General features: G+C 62.8%; 13 protein-coding genes and 1 pseudogene. 5 read left to right on the top strand and 9 right to left on the bottom strand.

The genetic code is table 11. The features are described from left to right. Positions 1-42: 42 nt before the first annotated feature. Positions 43-411, bottom strand: a complete 369-nt coding sequence (locus MAB_RS13040) for an ArsR/SmtB family transcription factor (RefSeq protein ID WP_005082073.1) — start codon at positions 409-411, stop codon at positions 43-45. 231 nt (positions 412-642) lie between these two features. On the opposite strand from MAB_RS13040, the gene MAB_RS13045 reads away from it, so the two are divergent. Together MAB_RS13045 and MAB_RS13050 are read left to right on the top strand one after the other, a co-directional pair. Next, positions 643-1,059, top strand: coding sequence for a DUF5313 domain-containing protein (locus MAB_RS13045; protein WP_005058165.1), 417 nt, complete (start codon positions 643-645; stop codon positions 1,057-1,059). A gap of 16 nt (positions 1,060-1,075) precedes the next feature. After that, entirely contained in the window at positions 1,076-1,759 is a 684-nt protein-coding gene (locus MAB_RS13050) for a carbonic anhydrase (protein WP_005082077.1), read from the top strand. Positions 1,760-1,784: 25 nt separating this feature from the next. Here the strand turns inward: MAB_RS13050 and MAB_RS13055 are convergent, their stop codons facing one another. Further along, the gene (locus MAB_RS13055; RefSeq protein WP_005086804.1) at positions 1,785-2,144 is read right to left on the bottom strand and encodes an Rv2640c family ArsR-like transcriptional regulator; all 360 of its coding nucleotides are present in this window, start codon (positions 2,142-2,144) and stop codon (positions 1,785-1,787) included. A 102-nt stretch (positions 2,145-2,246) separates the two neighbouring features. On the opposite strand from MAB_RS13055, the gene MAB_RS13060 reads away from it, so the two are divergent. The 3 genes from MAB_RS13060 to MAB_RS13070 are packed head-to-tail and all read left to right on the top strand — an operon-like array spanning position 2,247 to position 4,211. Next, a complete protein-coding gene (locus MAB_RS13060; RefSeq protein ID WP_005111086.1) occupies positions 2,247-2,690 on the top strand; it encodes an ArsI/CadI family heavy metal resistance metalloenzyme in 444 nt (147 codons plus the stop codon). Further along, positions 2,687-3,802: an ACR3 family arsenite efflux transporter gene (gene arsB, locus MAB_RS13065; protein ID WP_005111087.1), complete on the top strand. Its 1,116-nt coding sequence runs from the start codon at positions 2,687-2,689 to the stop codon at positions 3,800-3,802. The genes MAB_RS13060 and arsB overlap by 4 nt, the downstream gene beginning before the upstream one ends. Continuing rightward, complete coding sequence (locus tag MAB_RS13070; RefSeq protein WP_012296564.1) at positions 3,792-4,211, top strand: arsenate reductase ArsC; 420 nt, start codon at positions 3,792-3,794, stop codon at positions 4,209-4,211. Before arsB ends, MAB_RS13070 begins: the two co-directional genes overlap by 11 nt. A 329-nt stretch (positions 4,212-4,540) precedes the next feature. Here MAB_RS13070 and MAB_RS13075 read toward each other — a convergent pair whose 3' ends face one another. The 7 genes and pseudogenes from MAB_RS13075 to MAB_RS13105 all read right to left on the bottom strand — a co-directional run bounded on the left by MAB_RS13075 (position 4,541) and on the right by MAB_RS13105 (position 14,484). After that, complete coding sequence (locus MAB_RS13075) at positions 4,541-5,299, bottom strand: ABC transporter permease (protein WP_005082087.1); 759 nt, start codon at positions 5,297-5,299, stop codon at positions 4,541-4,543. Between the two features lie 246 nt (positions 5,300-5,545). Then, positions 5,546-8,496 (bottom strand): annotated as a pseudogene (locus MAB_RS13080) (MMPL/RND family transporter). Then, positions 8,493-8,954 carry an MmpS family transport accessory protein gene (locus tag MAB_RS13085; RefSeq protein WP_025239448.1) on the bottom strand — a complete coding sequence of 154 codons (462 nt, stop codon included), beginning with the start codon at positions 8,952-8,954 and terminating at the stop codon, positions 8,493-8,495. The pseudogene MAB_RS13080 and the gene MAB_RS13085 overlap by 4 nt, the downstream one beginning before the upstream one ends. Before the next feature lie 25 nt (positions 8,955-8,979). Further along, the gene (mhpA, locus tag MAB_RS13090; protein ID WP_005111097.1) at positions 8,980-10,536 is read right to left on the bottom strand and encodes a bifunctional 3-(3-hydroxy-phenyl)propionate/3-hydroxycinnamic acid hydroxylase MhpA; all 1,557 of its coding nucleotides are present in this window, start codon (positions 10,534-10,536) and stop codon (positions 8,980-8,982) included. Next, entirely contained in the window at positions 10,533-12,422 is a 1,890-nt protein-coding gene (locus MAB_RS13095) for an acyl-CoA synthetase (RefSeq protein ID WP_005111099.1), read from the bottom strand. The genes mhpA and MAB_RS13095 overlap by 4 nt, the downstream gene beginning before the upstream one ends. Continuing rightward, positions 12,419-13,357 carry a fumarylacetoacetate hydrolase family protein gene (locus MAB_RS13100; protein WP_005111100.1) on the bottom strand — a complete coding sequence of 313 codons (939 nt, stop codon included), beginning with the start codon at positions 13,355-13,357 and terminating at the stop codon, positions 12,419-12,421. Before MAB_RS13100 ends, MAB_RS13095 begins: the two co-directional genes overlap by 4 nt. Beyond that, positions 13,354-14,484: a VOC family protein gene (locus tag MAB_RS13105; protein WP_005093421.1), complete on the bottom strand. Its 1,131-nt coding sequence runs from the start codon at positions 14,482-14,484 to the stop codon at positions 13,354-13,356. Before MAB_RS13105 ends, MAB_RS13100 begins: the two co-directional genes overlap by 4 nt. Positions 14,485-14,508 lie beyond the last annotated feature (24 nt).

The following is a 14,508-nucleotide window of genomic DNA, read 5'->3' on the forward strand; positions in this document are numbered from 1 at the left end:
GCAATTAGAGGGCGCTAGCCGGAGATGCCCCAACACCTCCGGCTAGCGCCGGGCCCGCGTCGCCTCCGCGGGACCCACGGGGACCGGACCGGCGCCGTCGAGCCATTCGGCCTGATCGGCTACCACTCCGGTCAAGATGGTGCGTGCGGTCGCCAGCAGCTGGGCGACCTGGGGGGAGGTCAGCGTGTACAGGACCGACAGACCCTCCCGTCGCGCGGTCACCAAACCGGCACGCCGCAGCACCGCCAACTGCTGGGACAGATTCGCCGCCTCGATCCCGACTTCCGGCAGCATCTCCGAGACCGCCTGATCGCGCTCACTGAGCAACTCCAACACCCGGATCCGCACAGGATGTCCCAGCGTTTTGAAGAAATCCGCCTTCATCCGATACAGCGGCTGACGCGCATCCATCAGAAAACCACCTCACTGAAACGACAACATGCAAAGATTAGCAACCCGGCAATATTGCAGGCCAGCCGTGGTCTATAGTTCGGTTTGGTTCCCACCGCGGTTACCCTATTCAGCAGGGCTGTCTGCTACACAGGCCCCGGTGGGAACCTCCCAACCTGCCGCATTCCCTGCGAATGGCCTGTTCAGGCGCGCCGGGATTGTGGACGATCAACAACGCCCAGGAGTTCGTCTATGACCGCCGACCGTCCCACCGGATGGCAGTACGTTGCCTACTGCTACGGCAAGCGGCTGCCGGAGAGCATGAATGACTGGGTCGCCAATGATCTGGCGGGCCCGGGAGCCATCCGGCGGCACATGATCCGTTATGTGATTCCGCCGCATTTCATCCTGGCCCCGTTTTGGCTGTTGCCCGGCGGGCTGCTGCTCCATACCGCGATCACACTGCCGATCTATGTGTGGGCGATCCTCATGACACATGCCCTGAACAAAATCTGGCGGCGCCACCGGCTCGCCACACACGGCCTCGACCCCAAGCTGGCCGACAATGTCAATAGGGAAAAGAACGCGCGCAAGCACGAGGCCTACGCACAACGCTACGGCGCGCGCCCGGAGACAACCGATAGCTACTCCAGCAGCGACCCCATCTAGGGATAAAGGTGCCATTGTGAACAGGCGGGCATTGCTGCTGAGCGGGATAGCGCTCGTCGCCGTCGCCGCGTGCGAGCGCGATAGCACCACCGAGCCGTCACCCGGACACCCTGATCCGCTGGAGGCCCTGAAGGCAGGTAACGCCCGTTTCGCGGGCGGGCAGATGGCACACCCGCATCAGTCGCCGAGCCGGCGTGCAGAGCTGACCGGGGACCAGGACCCGATGGCAATCGTGTTCAGCTGCATAGATTCTCGGGTTCCACCAGAGATCGTCTTTGACCAAGGCCTTGGCGATCTCTTCGTAGTGCGCACCGGGGCGCAGGATTACGACGCCCTCATCGAGGGCAGTATCGAATACGGCGCCGTCATGGATCACACCCCGCTGATGGTGGTTCTGGGGCACCAACGCTGCGGTGCGGTGACCGCGGCAGTGAAATCCCTTGAGCAACACAACCCCGCACCTGCGCACCTCGCCGACGTCGTCGAGGCGCTTAAACCGGCGTACCTGCGCGCCAAACAGGCGCCGCAGAACTCCTTGGATGATCTGATCGAAGGAACCATTCGCGCGCAGATCCAGTTGACGGTCAACGCCTTACGCGCAGACCCTCCATTGGCGTCGAACACCAAGAACAACGAGCTGCGCATCGTCGGCGCGTATTACACCCTCGACACGGGCGTCGTGAGTTGGCTTGATCAGTAGGTGCGCCGCGATGCCCTTCCCGTGCTTAGCGGCAGCAGTTGGGGTCCAGCACCGTGCAGAGGGCGGTGAGTGCGTCAGGTACCGGTCGGTGGAAGACGTTCATTCCGCGGCGGTCTGATTCCACCAGCCCGGCTCTGCGTAGTTGGTTCATGTGGTGGCTGACGGTCGATTCGGTCAGCCCCAGCAGCTCGGCGAGGTCGCCACTGATGACCTCGCCGTCGGGGGCGCCGAAGAGCTCGGACATGATCTTGACCCGAACGGGATCGGCCAGGGCCTTGAGGCGCAGTGCCACCTCGAGTGCTTGGTCATCGCTCATGGGGCCGGCCGCGACGGGCGCACAACAGACCGGCGCGGAAGTGTCCACGAGGGGGAGTGCCTTGGGCATGGTTCCAGCATCCCGAATGGTTTGACATATGTCAAAGAAGTGGCAGACTGGCGCCGTTGGACTAGTTCGATGAATATCTCATTAGTAGTGGAGGTGGCTCCGATGTCCCGTATACAGCTAGCGCTGAATGTCGACGACCTGGATGCGTCGATCCTGTTCTATTCCAAGCTATTCGGTGTCGATCCAGCGAAGCGTAAACCGGGCTATGCCAACTTTGCCGTCGATGAGCCGCCTCTGAAGTTGGTGCTCATCGAGAACCCGGGCCACGGCGGCACCATAAATCATCTGGGGGTGCAGGTGGACTCCAGCGAGCGCGTGCACTCAGAGATCGCCCGGCTGACCGCGGCCGAGATGTTCACCGAAGAGGAGATCGGCACCACGTGCTGTTTTGCCACCCAGGACAAGGTGTGGGTAACCGCACCGGACCACGAGAAGTGGGAAATCTACGCGGTGTTGGCCGACTCGGAGACCTTCGGTGACACCCCACGGCTGACCGACAAGAATCCTGGCGGTAGTACGGCGCCTTCTTGCTGCGCCACGTCATGAGCCAGGCGACGGCCGCGCGCAATGCGGACACCACGGTAGGAAAGCTCTCGACGCTAGATCGCTACTTGCCGCTGTGGATCGGACTGGCAATGGCTGCCGGACTGCTGCTTGGACGAAACGTTCCCGGCCTGAACTCGGCGCTGGAAAAGGTTCAGGTCGACGGCATTTCACTGCCCATTGCTGTCGGCCTACTGATCATGATGTACCCGGTGTTGGCCAAGGTGCGCTACGACCGCCTCGGCTCCGTTGCCGGTGACCGCAAGCTGCTGGCCGGGTCCCTCGTGCTGAACTGGGTGCTGGGCCCGGCCCTGATGTTCACCTTGGCGTGGCTGTTGCTGCCAGATCTGCCGGAGTATCGCACCGGACTGATCATCGTGGGCCTGGCCAGATGCATTGCCATGGTGATCATCTGGAACGATCTGGCGTGCGGAGACCGCGAATCAGCCGCCGTGCTGGTGGCCCTGAACTCACTGTTCCAGGTGCTGACGTTCGCGGCCCTGGGCTGGTTCTATTTGTCGGTGCTGCCCGGCTGGTTGCACCTGCCTCAAACAGCCATCACGGCCTCACCGTGGGAGATCGCCACATCAGTCTTGATATTTCTGGGAATACCGCTGATGGCCGGATATCTGTCCCGACGGTTCGGCGAGAAGGTCAGAGGGCGTGGCTGGTACGAGTCGAAGTTCCTGCCAGCGATCAGCCCGTGGGCGCTATACGGATTGTTGTTCACCATCGTGATTCTCTTCGCGTTACAAGGCGCCCAAATCACCTCCCATCCCTGGGACGTGGCACGAATCGCGCTGCCGCTGCTGGCCTATTTCGCCATCATGTGGGGCGGGGGATACCTGCTCGGCGCATCCCTCGGCCTCGGGTATGCGCGTACCACCACGCTGGCATTTACCGCCGCGGGAAACAACTTTGAGCTGGCGATCGCGGTGGCCATCGCCACTTATGGTGCGACCTCCGGTCAAGCCTTGGCCGGGGTGGTCGGGCCACTCATCGAGGTGCCGGTGTTGGTGGCGTTGGTGTACGTCTCACTCGCGCTGCGACGGCGATTCGATCCTGAAACTCAGCACGCTTCGCATACTGAAGAGGATCCGAACGATGACCGATAAGCCGACGGTGCTGTTCTTATGTACCCACAATGCCGGGCGCTCCCAAATGGCACTGGGGTACTTTACGAATCTGGCCAGAGGCAACGCGGTCGGAATGTCGGGTGGTTCCGAGCCGGCCGACCAGATCAACCCCGCCGCAATCGCAGTCATGCACGAAGTGGGTATCGATATCACCACCGAGTATCCCAAACCGTGGTCGGTCGAAACTGTGCAGGCCGCTGATGTCGTGGTCACGATGGGCTGTGACGACAGCTGCCCGTATTTTCCCGGAAAGCGCTACGAGAATTGGGAGCTCGCCGACCCTGCCGGACAATCCGTAGAAGCTATACGGCCGATTCGTGACGACATCGAACAGCGAGTGAGGGAACTGTTGATCAGCCTCGGCGTTGCCGGCGTTGTGGAGCCCTGAGCTGTTGTCGCCGCACTAATCTGGTTGGGGCACCGAGAGAAATCCAACTCGATTTCGCCTTCGGTCTTGACCTGCTCATCAAAGGACTGACGCAACGGCGCTGAATCATCGGGAGCGAAAACGGCGAGAATCTGGTTTGGACACTGAGACATTGGTTCTGTCCGTGGAGGTACGGCTGCCGCTAGTTGGCCGCGGTGCTGTCGGCTTGGACCGAGCAGCACGACCGTCGGAAACCCTTCCAACGCAACCAGCCCTGACCAGGTCGTCCGCCTCACCGCCGTGGGCACTGCCGGTCGTGCTTCGGGCCTGCTCCTGAACATCTATCTCTGTTAGCCTGCCGTGCGGGGCGCGCGGCCGATGATGCCGCGGGCGATCAGCTCGATCGTCACCGCGACAGCGCACGTCTGGGACAGCAGCAGCGCAATCAGAATGAGAATCTGCACGGCCGCAGCCTGCGCCGCTGAACCGGTGCTCAGCAGCACACCCACGAACGCGCCCGGCAAGGTGACCAATCCGACGGTGCGGGTCGAATCGACCGTCGGCAGCAGGGAAGTGGCCGCCACCTGGTCGATCACCCCCATCCGCGAATCGCGCTGACTCATACCCAAGCTCAACGCGGCCTCTACCTCACCCGCACGCGCCGCGATAGCGTCCAGCGCCAGCCGTGCCGCCACTGAGATACTGGTCATCGCATTGCCCAGCACAATGGCCGCGATCGGAACCACCGCCACACCGGTCAGCGGCACCGCACCCGACACCAGCAGCAGCGGCAGCACCGACACCCACCCCACGGCCAGCGCGCCGACCGCCCACGCCGCACCCCGGCTCGCACCAATACGTTTGGCGGCAGTCACACCGGCCACCACAAACATGCCCGCCAGCACCAGCGCCGAGGACCACAGCCGGGCCATCGCCGCCACCAAAACACCAGCGACGGCCGCCAACTGCACCACACCCCGCAGTGATGCCCACGGCACCGTCCACACCGATCCGATAGCGGCCACCCGGTACACCGCGGCCGACGCCAGCACCATCACCACACACACCGACACCAGTACCGGACCAAGAACAAGCTGCGAGCCATTCACGGCAACAAGTCTCCGCCGTCAACGACGATCACGCCTCATTGACAACATCCCAGGAACAACGCCACCAATTCCGACCGCTGACCCGATCACCGACAACACTGGCATCCTCTGTGGCAACGGACACCCAGGGAGGGGGAGAGAGGTCGTACATCCGCTGGAGTGTGCGCAGATCACGTTGCTCAAGTTCGGATGCCGGTCGGGACTGCTCGCCCTTGCACGTGGATGCCTTTGGTCATGACCGTGCATCTACACGTGGGGGCCGGCCTCGCTGATGGCTTGTGGCCCGGGGCCCGGTGTGCCCCTGAGTTGAACGGGCTGGCGCCGGGGTAGTTTCTGCGGCCACCAGAACCACGGGCCGAGTAGCCGGGCCAGCGGCATGACCAGGAAGAGGCGCACGATCATCATGTCGAAGACCAGTCCGATGCAGATGGTTGCTCCGGCCTGGCCGATGTTGACCACGTCGCTGGAGAGCATGGCGAGCATGGTGCCGGCGAGTACGAACGCCGCGGTGACAGCGACATTGCCCGAACCTGCAATAGTGCGGATCAGGCCCGTGCGAATACCCGCCGACAACTCTTCCCGATACCGGGAGAGCAGCAGCAGGTTGTAGTCGCATCCCACGCCGACGAGCACGATGAAGGCGATGGGCAGTGTGAGCCAATGTAATTCGATACCGAGCAGAGTTTCCCAGATGAAGACTGCCAGTCCCAGTGAGCCGAGAAAAGACAGCACCACAGTGATCAGCACGATCACCGAACCGGCCAGGGTACGGGTGATGGCCATCACGATCAGGAACACCAATCCGAATGTGGCCAGCATCATCGTCAGGATGTCGTTCATGGAAAACGCTTGAACATCGCGGAAATTAGCGGATGAGCCGGCCATGAGAAGCTCTACGCCCGACAACGAGGTGCCCTTGATGGCCTCGTGAGCGGCGGCATCGGCGCGCCGGATCTGATCGATGCCCTCGGGGCTCATCGCTTCACCCTGGTGATAAATCATGATGCGGGCGCCCTTGCCATCGGGTGTCATCATGAATTTCAACCCAGACTGAAAGTCCTTGGTTTTGAAGGAATCCGGTGGCAGGAAGAAGAAATCGTCGTTCTTGGCGTTGTCGAACGCCTGCGCCATGTCGACCATCGGGTTGACCATCGGCTCCATCTGGGTGACGGTTGCATGGAGCAGGCTCTGCGTGGTCAGTGTCAGCCGTTGCATGACGGTCATGTTCTGCACCATTGCGTTGAGCTGGGTGATCATCTGCGGGGTGGCGGTGGAGATCTTTGTCAGACCATCGACCATCGGCCCTAAGTATTGCGTCGTTTCGTCGATGCTGTCGAGCGACTCGTTCAGCGAGCGCATGGCCCAACACATCGGGATGTCGAAGCAGTGTGGCTCCCAATACAGATAGTTGCGTATCGGGCGGAAGGAGTCATCGAAGTTGGCTATGTTGTCGCGCATCTTCTCCATTACTTCCTTGAGCCCCTTAGCGGCCTCTGTGGAGATCTGGGCGCCTTCAGCCAACTGCCGTGTGAGGCCCGCCATCTTTTCGGTCGAGGCAATCATGTCGCCCATGCGGGCGGCGATGGCGTCGATATCGGCGACGCGGTCTTTCAAGAAGCCGAGATTCTGACCGATCTTGGTTCCCATCGAACCCATCGCATACGGCAGTGACGCGTGTTCCAGCGGCCGTCCATTGGGTCGGGTGATGCTCTGCACCATCGAAATACCCGGTGTGCGCACGATATTTTTGGCGAGGCGATCCAGGCTGATCATGTCGGTGGTGTTGCGCATATCGTGGTCGGCCTTGATGTACAGGGTGTCGATGGAGAGCTGGCTCGGCTGGAAATGCCGGTCGGCTGCCGCATAGCCTTGGGAGGATTCGACGCTCTTGGGCGCGTAGTCGCGATCGTTGTAGCTCACCGTGTAGTTGGCCAGGTTGGCGATGCACAGTGGGATCACCAGGGCCGCAACCGCGATCATCGCCGCCGGCCACTTGGCGATCGCCGTACCCAGCTTGCGCCAGGCCGGGCTGGTTTTTGCGGGCTCGGACAGCCACGGCACCTTGCTGCCCAGCGTCAACAACGCCGGCCCCAGCGTGAGTGCCGAGATAACAGCCACCACCATCGCTGCGAAGCACGGCGGGCCCAGGGTGCGGAAGTAGTCGAGCGTAGTGAGGCTCAGGCACAGGCACGCACCCGAGATCGCCACACCCGATCCGATGACGACGTGCGCGACGCTGCGCACCGAGGTGTAGTACGCCGACTCACGGTCCTCCCGGACCGGAGGGCCTCCTGAAAGCGACCAAGATAGAAGATGCCGTAATCGGTGGCCACACCGAGAACCAAAGACACCGCCATGTTCATGGCGAACGACGAGATTCCAATGATGTGGTTTTCGACCAGCAGCGAGACCACGCCGCGCGCGGTGGCCAACGTAATCAACACGCCAACAAGAGGAATGATCGCCCGTGTGAATGATCGGTAGGCGATGAGCAGCATGATGATGATCACCACAATGGTGACGATCGTCAGCATGAGCATGCTCTCGTCAGCGGCGGTGAGGGTATCCGAGGCCAGCGGCGCCGGCCCACTGACGTAGACCCTGAGGCCGTCCGGTTTTTCTTTGTCGAGCTTTTCCACGGTGCCGCGGATTGCCTTGATCGACCTGTTGGAGTCAGCGTCAGCCAAATCTCCGGTCGGCCGTACCGTCAAGGTTGCGGCCCGTGCGTCCGCGCTCTGCTGGCCCGACCTCGTTACCGGATCACCCCACAGGTCCATCAGCGACTGCACATGCTCTTTGTCGTCGAGCAGTCCACGGACCAATTTGTTGTAGTACTGGCGGTCCTGCTCGCCGAGCGTGCGGCCCTGGGTCTCGAGCACGATGACCGCAGCGCTGGTGTAGGCAGACTCCTGGAAGTCCTGGCCCTGGGTGATCGCGGCCGCCGAGGACGGTGCATCACGCGGAATCATGGCCTTGGCGTTAGCGGCGGTCGTTTCTTCCAGGGAGGGCACGAAGATGTTCAGGACAGCGGCGGCAATGACCCAAAAAAGCACCACCGGAATCGCCAGTACACGAAGCCAGCGTGCGGCGGCTGGATGTTTGTGCGTTTCGTGCCTCATCGCGCGTTGGGTCGGCACCGGAACCGGTCCCGTGTCGGCATCGTCACCGGGCAGCGGCGGCTGCTGGCCCGAGGTCATGCTGCCGTCACCGTGCATGCGACCGCGGCGCCGGTGTGGTTGACGACCTGTTCCTCACGAACCTCGCCATTGACCCGGATACGGCATCCCAACGAGTCGCCGTCCACCTGTGCGACCAGGCTCAGCGACACCGCGGACGACGTGGTGGTTTCAGAAACCGACCACGGCAATGATGTCAGCACGACATCGACGGGTTCGCTATTGAGATTGGCATAGGACACTTTCCCGCTGGTTCCCAGATTGCCGAACACCTCATAGGTGACGTTCTTGGGATTGATCTGGACAACTGTGGCCGGAATCGGACGCGTCGTCGGCGGATGGCTTATGGCCTGCGACTTCTCCCGAATCCGGTTGACCCCGAAACCCACGACCGCGATGACGATCAGCGCCACCAGGGGCATCCACAACGCGCCCAGAATTCGGCCGGCTTGCCCTCTTGGTTGTTTGCGTCGACTCATAACCGAGACCTTTCGGTGCGGTGTTTCATGGGGTCTCCCGGTAGGTAGGGGCGGGCTGGTGGGTTGGGGCAAATAGCGTTGTGGTGAAAGCTATCTGGCTGGGGCTGCGGGCCGTCTGCATGACGGTGCGGTCGGGGCGGATCAGGGCCGCGCGGGCACCGCCGCGGCGCAGCCATCGATCGAGCTCGGATCCGCGGGGTTCGACGATGATGGCTGCGCCGCGCCGACGCAGCTGTGCTTGCTGATCGGCGTCGACGGTTTCGGAGGCGACGAGCGCGAACCCGCTGCCCAATAAGGTGTCGATCCGATGGCCTTGGCTCAGAACAAGATTAGGGATCTGTGTGCCAGCTAGTTGTCGGCAGCGTGGGGTCTTGTTCACCAGTGCAGACCGTGTGAGGGCTGGCGTGCCTGAGTGCTGTATCCGCGACCGTAGCCCTGGGATGTACTGCAGGCGTGGAACAAGCAGGTTCCGTATAGCCGTGGCAGCTGTGCCGCGGGCGGTCATAGCCGCTCCAACGGCCAGTGCGATGGTGATCATTTTCCAGGCGTGCGGTTTTCGTTCTTGTTCGTAGGTATCCAGCACGCGTGTAGGCAGCTGGCCGTCGAGTACTCCGGCCAGTTTCCAGGTGAGATTGGCCGCGTCTCTGATTCCAGCCCCCATGCCTTGTCCCACGAACGGCGGTGTCAGGTGAGCGGCATCGCCGAGAATGAACACATTGCGATCACGCCAGTGGCTGGCGACGTGGGCACGGAAGGTGTATTCGGTGACCCGAATCAGGGTCAGCTCGCTGATCGCGCTCGCACCCGTCCAGACAGCGATCAGTGGTCGCAGTTTCTCGACGGTGTCGTAGTCTGCGGCGGTCTCGCCGGGGTGCAGTTTGAATTCCCAGCGATAGCGACGTTCCCCGACTCGCATGAATGTGGTCGCTCGGTCTGGGTCGCACAGGTGGTGCACGCCGTCCCAGTGGCCTAGGTCGGCGTCGGTGTTCAGGTCGACCACGAGCCATCGTTGCGCGAATCGCCGCGCCGTCATGCTGGCGCCGATCGCGGCCCTGACCACGCTGTTGGCGCCGTCGCAGCCGAGTACGTAGGTTGCTGTGACCTTGTGCTCGTCGCCGCTGTCACGGTCGGTGAACGTCACCTGCACCTGACTGGCGCTGATGTGTGCGATGGTCGTGACTTCGACGCCGCCGCGCAACGAGACCTGCGGATAGTTGGTGAGGTTGGCGCGCAGCAGCTGCTCGAGTTCGGGCTGGTCGAACATGTTGGCTTGCGGGTATCCATGCGTGCCGATCGGGGCGCGTGCGATCTGGCTCAGGATCTGCCCGCGGTGATCGAGCAACCGCATGCCGGCGCCGGGCCGGGAGATGGTGGCGAACTGCTCGGCGATGCCCAGCTGGGCCAGAATGCGGTAGATCTCGTCGTCCAGATGCACTGCCCGCGGCTGGGGGTACACCGTGGCCCACCGCTCAAGGAGCAGGCACTGCACGCCGTGCTGAGCCAACAGCGTCGCGGCGGTGACGCCGGTTGGTCCCGCGCCGATGATGACAACCGGAAACGACAGCTGTGCTGAGGCGTTCACGACGGGCGCCGGATCTGCGCAGTGACCGCGTAGCAGTCGAGGATTGTCTGGATGGCGGTAGTGTCAGCGTCCTCGCCGACGGTCACCATCGCGGTGACGGTGCCGTCCTCGACGCCGGCCTCAACAGCATGTACACCACCGATTCCGGTCAGTGCATGCTGTAGTGCGACCCGGGTGGCGTCGGCGCGTAGTGGCAATTTGTGCGGTTTGCCGATTGCCGTGACAGGAAGTGCGTCGACAATGGTGACCACTTTGGGTGCCGCCGTTGGTTCAGTGACATGCGTTGTGGCCCAGTCTTGTAACTGTTGATGGCTTACCTGGGTGTTGGCGGCGACGGTGACGTACGCGACCGGGATCTCGCCGGCGTGCGGGTCGGGTCGGCCGACGGCGGCGGCACCGGTTACCGCCGGATGCGATAGCAGCGCATCTTCGGTGGTAGCTGGATCGATGTTGTGGCCGCCGCGAATGATCAAGTCCTTGGTCCGTCCCGCCAGGAACACGTAGCCTTCGGCATCGATCCGCGCCAAGTCCCCGGTGTCGAGCCAGCCGCCGTCCAGCACCCCGCACCCATCGAGTTCGAAGCCGATGTCGGTACGTGCGGTGACATAGCCTGGAAAAACGTTGGGCCCATTGATAAGTAGGTGTCCGACAGAGCCCGCCGGCAGATTCTGCCATCGGGCCTCGCTCTTGCGGGCAATTTTGACCTGTTGGTATGGCAGCCGTTGACCTACCGATCCGGGGCGAAGATGATCCGGGAAGCTGCGGATGCTCGCGCAGGTGGCTTCGGTCAACCCGTATCCCTGCACCAGCGGCACGCCGGTGTGGGACTGAAAGCTCCGGCGCACCGACTCCGGTAGTGCCGAGGCACCTACTAGGGCGAATTGCAAGCTGGTGATGTCGGCATCGACCGGGAGCTGAGACAGCACCGAGTAGACCGTGGGCACGGCGCTGATGATGTTGATGTCGTAGTGCTGCACGATCTTCCACAGATGCGCGTAGAGCGCGGGGTCGCGAAAGCCCAGTGGGCCGGCCCACACCGTGTGCTGGCCGCGCAACAGCGGTGCCAGGATCGTCACGACCAACGCGTTGACGTGGAACAGCGGTAGCGCCGCCAAGGCCACCGAGTTCTCATCGAGCAGTGAGCTCGCCGCGATCATCCAGGCGTCGGACACTTCGTTGGCGTGAGTGTGGGCGGCCAGCTTCGGTGTTCCGGTGGTGCCGCCGGTGTGAAAGAGCGCCGCCAGATCAGCCGCCGCCGGCAGGGTGCCAGAGAACCTGGTGCTGTCATAGGATTCAGCGAGTTCGGCAAGGTAGCCCACCCTGGCGTGACCGATCACCGCAGGCACAGCCGCGGTGGGTTCGCCTTCTGACGCCGCCAAGACCAGCACGGTATCGACAACGCCGCGCCGGGCCAACTGTTCGGCCAGATCCCAACAGTTCTGATCGAGCTGCGGTGCGGCGGCGATGAGAACTCTTGCCCCCGAACGCTGCACCAGTTCGGTGACGTGGTCGGCGGACAGGGCACCGTTGATCGGTGCCGCGATGCCGGCGAGTTGCGCGGCCAGGGTCGCGGTGATGAGTTGGGCGCAGTTGGGGGCAATCAGCGCGACCGCGTCGGTACGGCCGACACCGACATCGGCGAGCAGGTTCGCCGTGCGATGCACGTCGGCGAGCAACTGGCTGAAGGTGCGGCGCATCGGTTCACGCCACCGCGTGGTATCGGGGATCACCGTCACTGCCGATCTATCTGGCCACATCCTGGCTGCCCGGTGCAGCAGCGCATAGGTCGATACCGGCAGGCCGCGCTGCGACAACGGGATCGATTCGATCGCGGCCAGATCCTCGGGCCCGCGGTAGCAAGGCCACAATAGATCGTCGGACTTCACGAGAATCTCACCGTGGTGCGCTGGGTTCCCAGGCAGATGCTGCCGTCATCGGTGGCCACCGAGGCCTCCACCACGTCGCCGTCGTGCAGGTACTTGGGGTTTTTGCCCTGAGAGGCGAAGAACAGCCGCCATTTGAGTGCGGGCGGTAGCAGCGCACCGATCTTTTCGACCGGTTTGGGTGGGGCGCTGAGTGCGGTGCCGACCGGTGTTCCTGTCAACAGCAGATCTCCGGCGTCAAGACGTTGGAATCGGGTCAGCGCCTGTAGCGCCTGCAGCGGCGAGAAGATCATGTCGGCGCCGACCAGCATGTTCTGGCGGAGTTGCCCGTTGACCTTTAACTGGAGCCGCAGCTCGTTAAATCGTTGCAGTTCAGCAGGATCGATCAGTACCAGTGACGGGCCAACCGGTGTGAACGTTGGATATGATTTGGCTTCGTAAAATTGGGTTTTGGTCAGTTGCACGTCGCGGGCCGACACATCATTGGTCACCACCCAGGCCGTGATGTAGTCGGCCAGATTGTCCCGGGTGATCACCGAACCCACCTCGATGGTTTGTCCGATCACGATGCCGATCTCTACTTCGTAGTCCAGGTACTGCACGTGGGCGGGTTTGACGATGTCGTCGAAAGGTCCGCTGATCGAGCTAGAAGACTTGCGAAAAAACGTGAGCGGGATGGTCTTTGGGTCCATGCCGGCGTCTTTGACATGCGAGGCGAAGTTGGTCATCTGAGCGACCACACGGCAGGGAGCGGTGACGGGGGAGAGCAGCTCAAGGGCGTCGATAGGCACTGCGTCGCCGCCACGCGTCGCGGCGGCTATGGCGGCCCGATCGGAGAGTAGCCCGCCGGTGGTCGTTGCCGAGCTGTCGATTCGCACGGCGCCGGTGGCGGTGTGCACCCACCAGGCGTCGGCGGTGCGCAGGATTGCGATGGTCATGAGTTCGCTACTTTCAGTAGGCCGATGAGTCGGTTGATATCGAATTCGTTGTCGCCTCGCAGGGCCGCGAAGATCGACTGTGCTTCGTGAGGTAGGGATTTCGGGTTGGTCCCGAGGAAGTCCTTGCTCACCGGCGGTCCCCACTGCGCTAGGCCGGAGGCCGTGAACGGTGCCCAACCCGGTTGAAGGGTCGAGTCGAACAAGTCGCCATCGGTGAAGTGCTCGACCATGAAGCCATCAGGGTCACGCCAGTAGTCGAAGAGCTGACTGCCCTGGATGTGGCGCCCGATTCCCCAGGACCGGAAATATCCTTGCTCCGTGAGGTATTCGCCGCCGGCGGCCAGCGCGTCCAAATCGCATACCTGATAGGCCGAGTGCACATAACGGTTCTGGGGACCCAAGGCCAGCGCCAGCGTGTGGTGATCGGCGGGCGTCGAACCACGATCGCATCGGATGAAGCTCATGGTGGGCCCACGATCGCGCTGGCCTGGGAAGTACAGGAAGTCGCTGACGATCATGCCGAGGGTGTCGAGATACCAGTTCAGCGTCTCGAGGTATTTCGTCGACTGCATGACGAGGTGACCGAGCCGTTGCACGGTGGTCGGCTCCCGACGCGGGCGCTGAGTGGCGTTGATGCGGCGAAAATCGTGCCCCATGTTGTAGCGGTGCAGAGCCTGCGTCGGCAGCGCGCCGAGGGAGTGCATTCCAGCCACCACATGCACCGGCACACCTCCCGGGTCGACGAGATCGACCGCCATGCCGCCGATGGCTGCGGGCAGCGGCCTGGTCCGTGCACCGGTCGCGGTGGCCAGCCGCAGCAGATCCGCTCCGTCGACAGCGGCAAACGCGACTCCCAGAAACCGGCTCCGGTTTCCGCGCCGCACGATTACGCACGGCGCGGTCGAATCGCTGCCACGCAGATGCAGTTCCTCGCCGGTTCGTAGGGAGGTGGCAAAACCGAACGCGCGCGCGAACGCCTCGGCCCGCTGAAGGTCCGGTTTCTCGAATTCCAGCCAGGCGATATCAGTCACTTTGATTACGGGGTTGCGGGCGCGCCCGCAATGCTCGCCTTTCAGGCCGCCCTGCTCGCTGTGGAGCTCGTTATGCGCGCCGATCAGGTCATTCATCCCTAACCCTTTCATTCTGAGGAA

It is taken from the genome of Mycobacteroides abscessus ATCC 19977 (genome assembly GCF_000069185.1).
GTDB classification, from domain to species: Bacteria; Actinomycetota; Actinomycetes; order Mycobacteriales; family Mycobacteriaceae; genus Mycobacterium; species Mycobacterium abscessus.

What these genes read in the sequence shown, in the direction of transcription:
- arsB (WP_005111087.1), top strand. Translation starts at nt 2,687, where the DNA reads ATGAGCCAGGCGACGGCCGCGCGCAATGCGGACACCACGGTAGGAAAG.
- MAB_RS13045 (WP_005058165.1), top strand. Translation starts at nt 643, where the DNA reads ATGACCGCCGACCGTCCCACCGGATGGCAGTACGTTGCCTACTGCTAC.
- MAB_RS13100 (WP_005111100.1), bottom strand. Translation starts at nt 13,357, where the DNA reads ATGACCATCGCAATCCTGCGCACCGCCGACGCCTGGTGGGTGCACACC.
- MAB_RS13105 (WP_005093421.1), bottom strand. Translation starts at nt 14,484, where the DNA reads ATGAATGACCTGATCGGCGCGCATAACGAGCTCCACAGCGAGCAGGGC.
- MAB_RS13055 (WP_005086804.1), bottom strand. Translation starts at nt 2,144, where the DNA reads ATGCCCAAGGCACTCCCCCTCGTGGACACTTCCGCGCCGGTCTGTTGT.
- MAB_RS13070 (WP_012296564.1), top strand. Translation starts at nt 3,792, where the DNA reads ATGACCGATAAGCCGACGGTGCTGTTCTTATGTACCCACAATGCCGGG.
- MAB_RS13060 (WP_005111086.1), top strand. Translation starts at nt 2,247, where the DNA reads ATGTCCCGTATACAGCTAGCGCTGAATGTCGACGACCTGGATGCGTCG.
- MAB_RS13085 (WP_025239448.1), bottom strand. Translation starts at nt 8,954, where the DNA reads ATGAGTCGACGCAAACAACCAAGAGGGCAAGCCGGCCGAATTCTGGGC.
- MAB_RS13040 (WP_005082073.1), bottom strand. Translation starts at nt 411, where the DNA reads ATGGATGCGCGTCAGCCGCTGTATCGGATGAAGGCGGATTTCTTCAAA.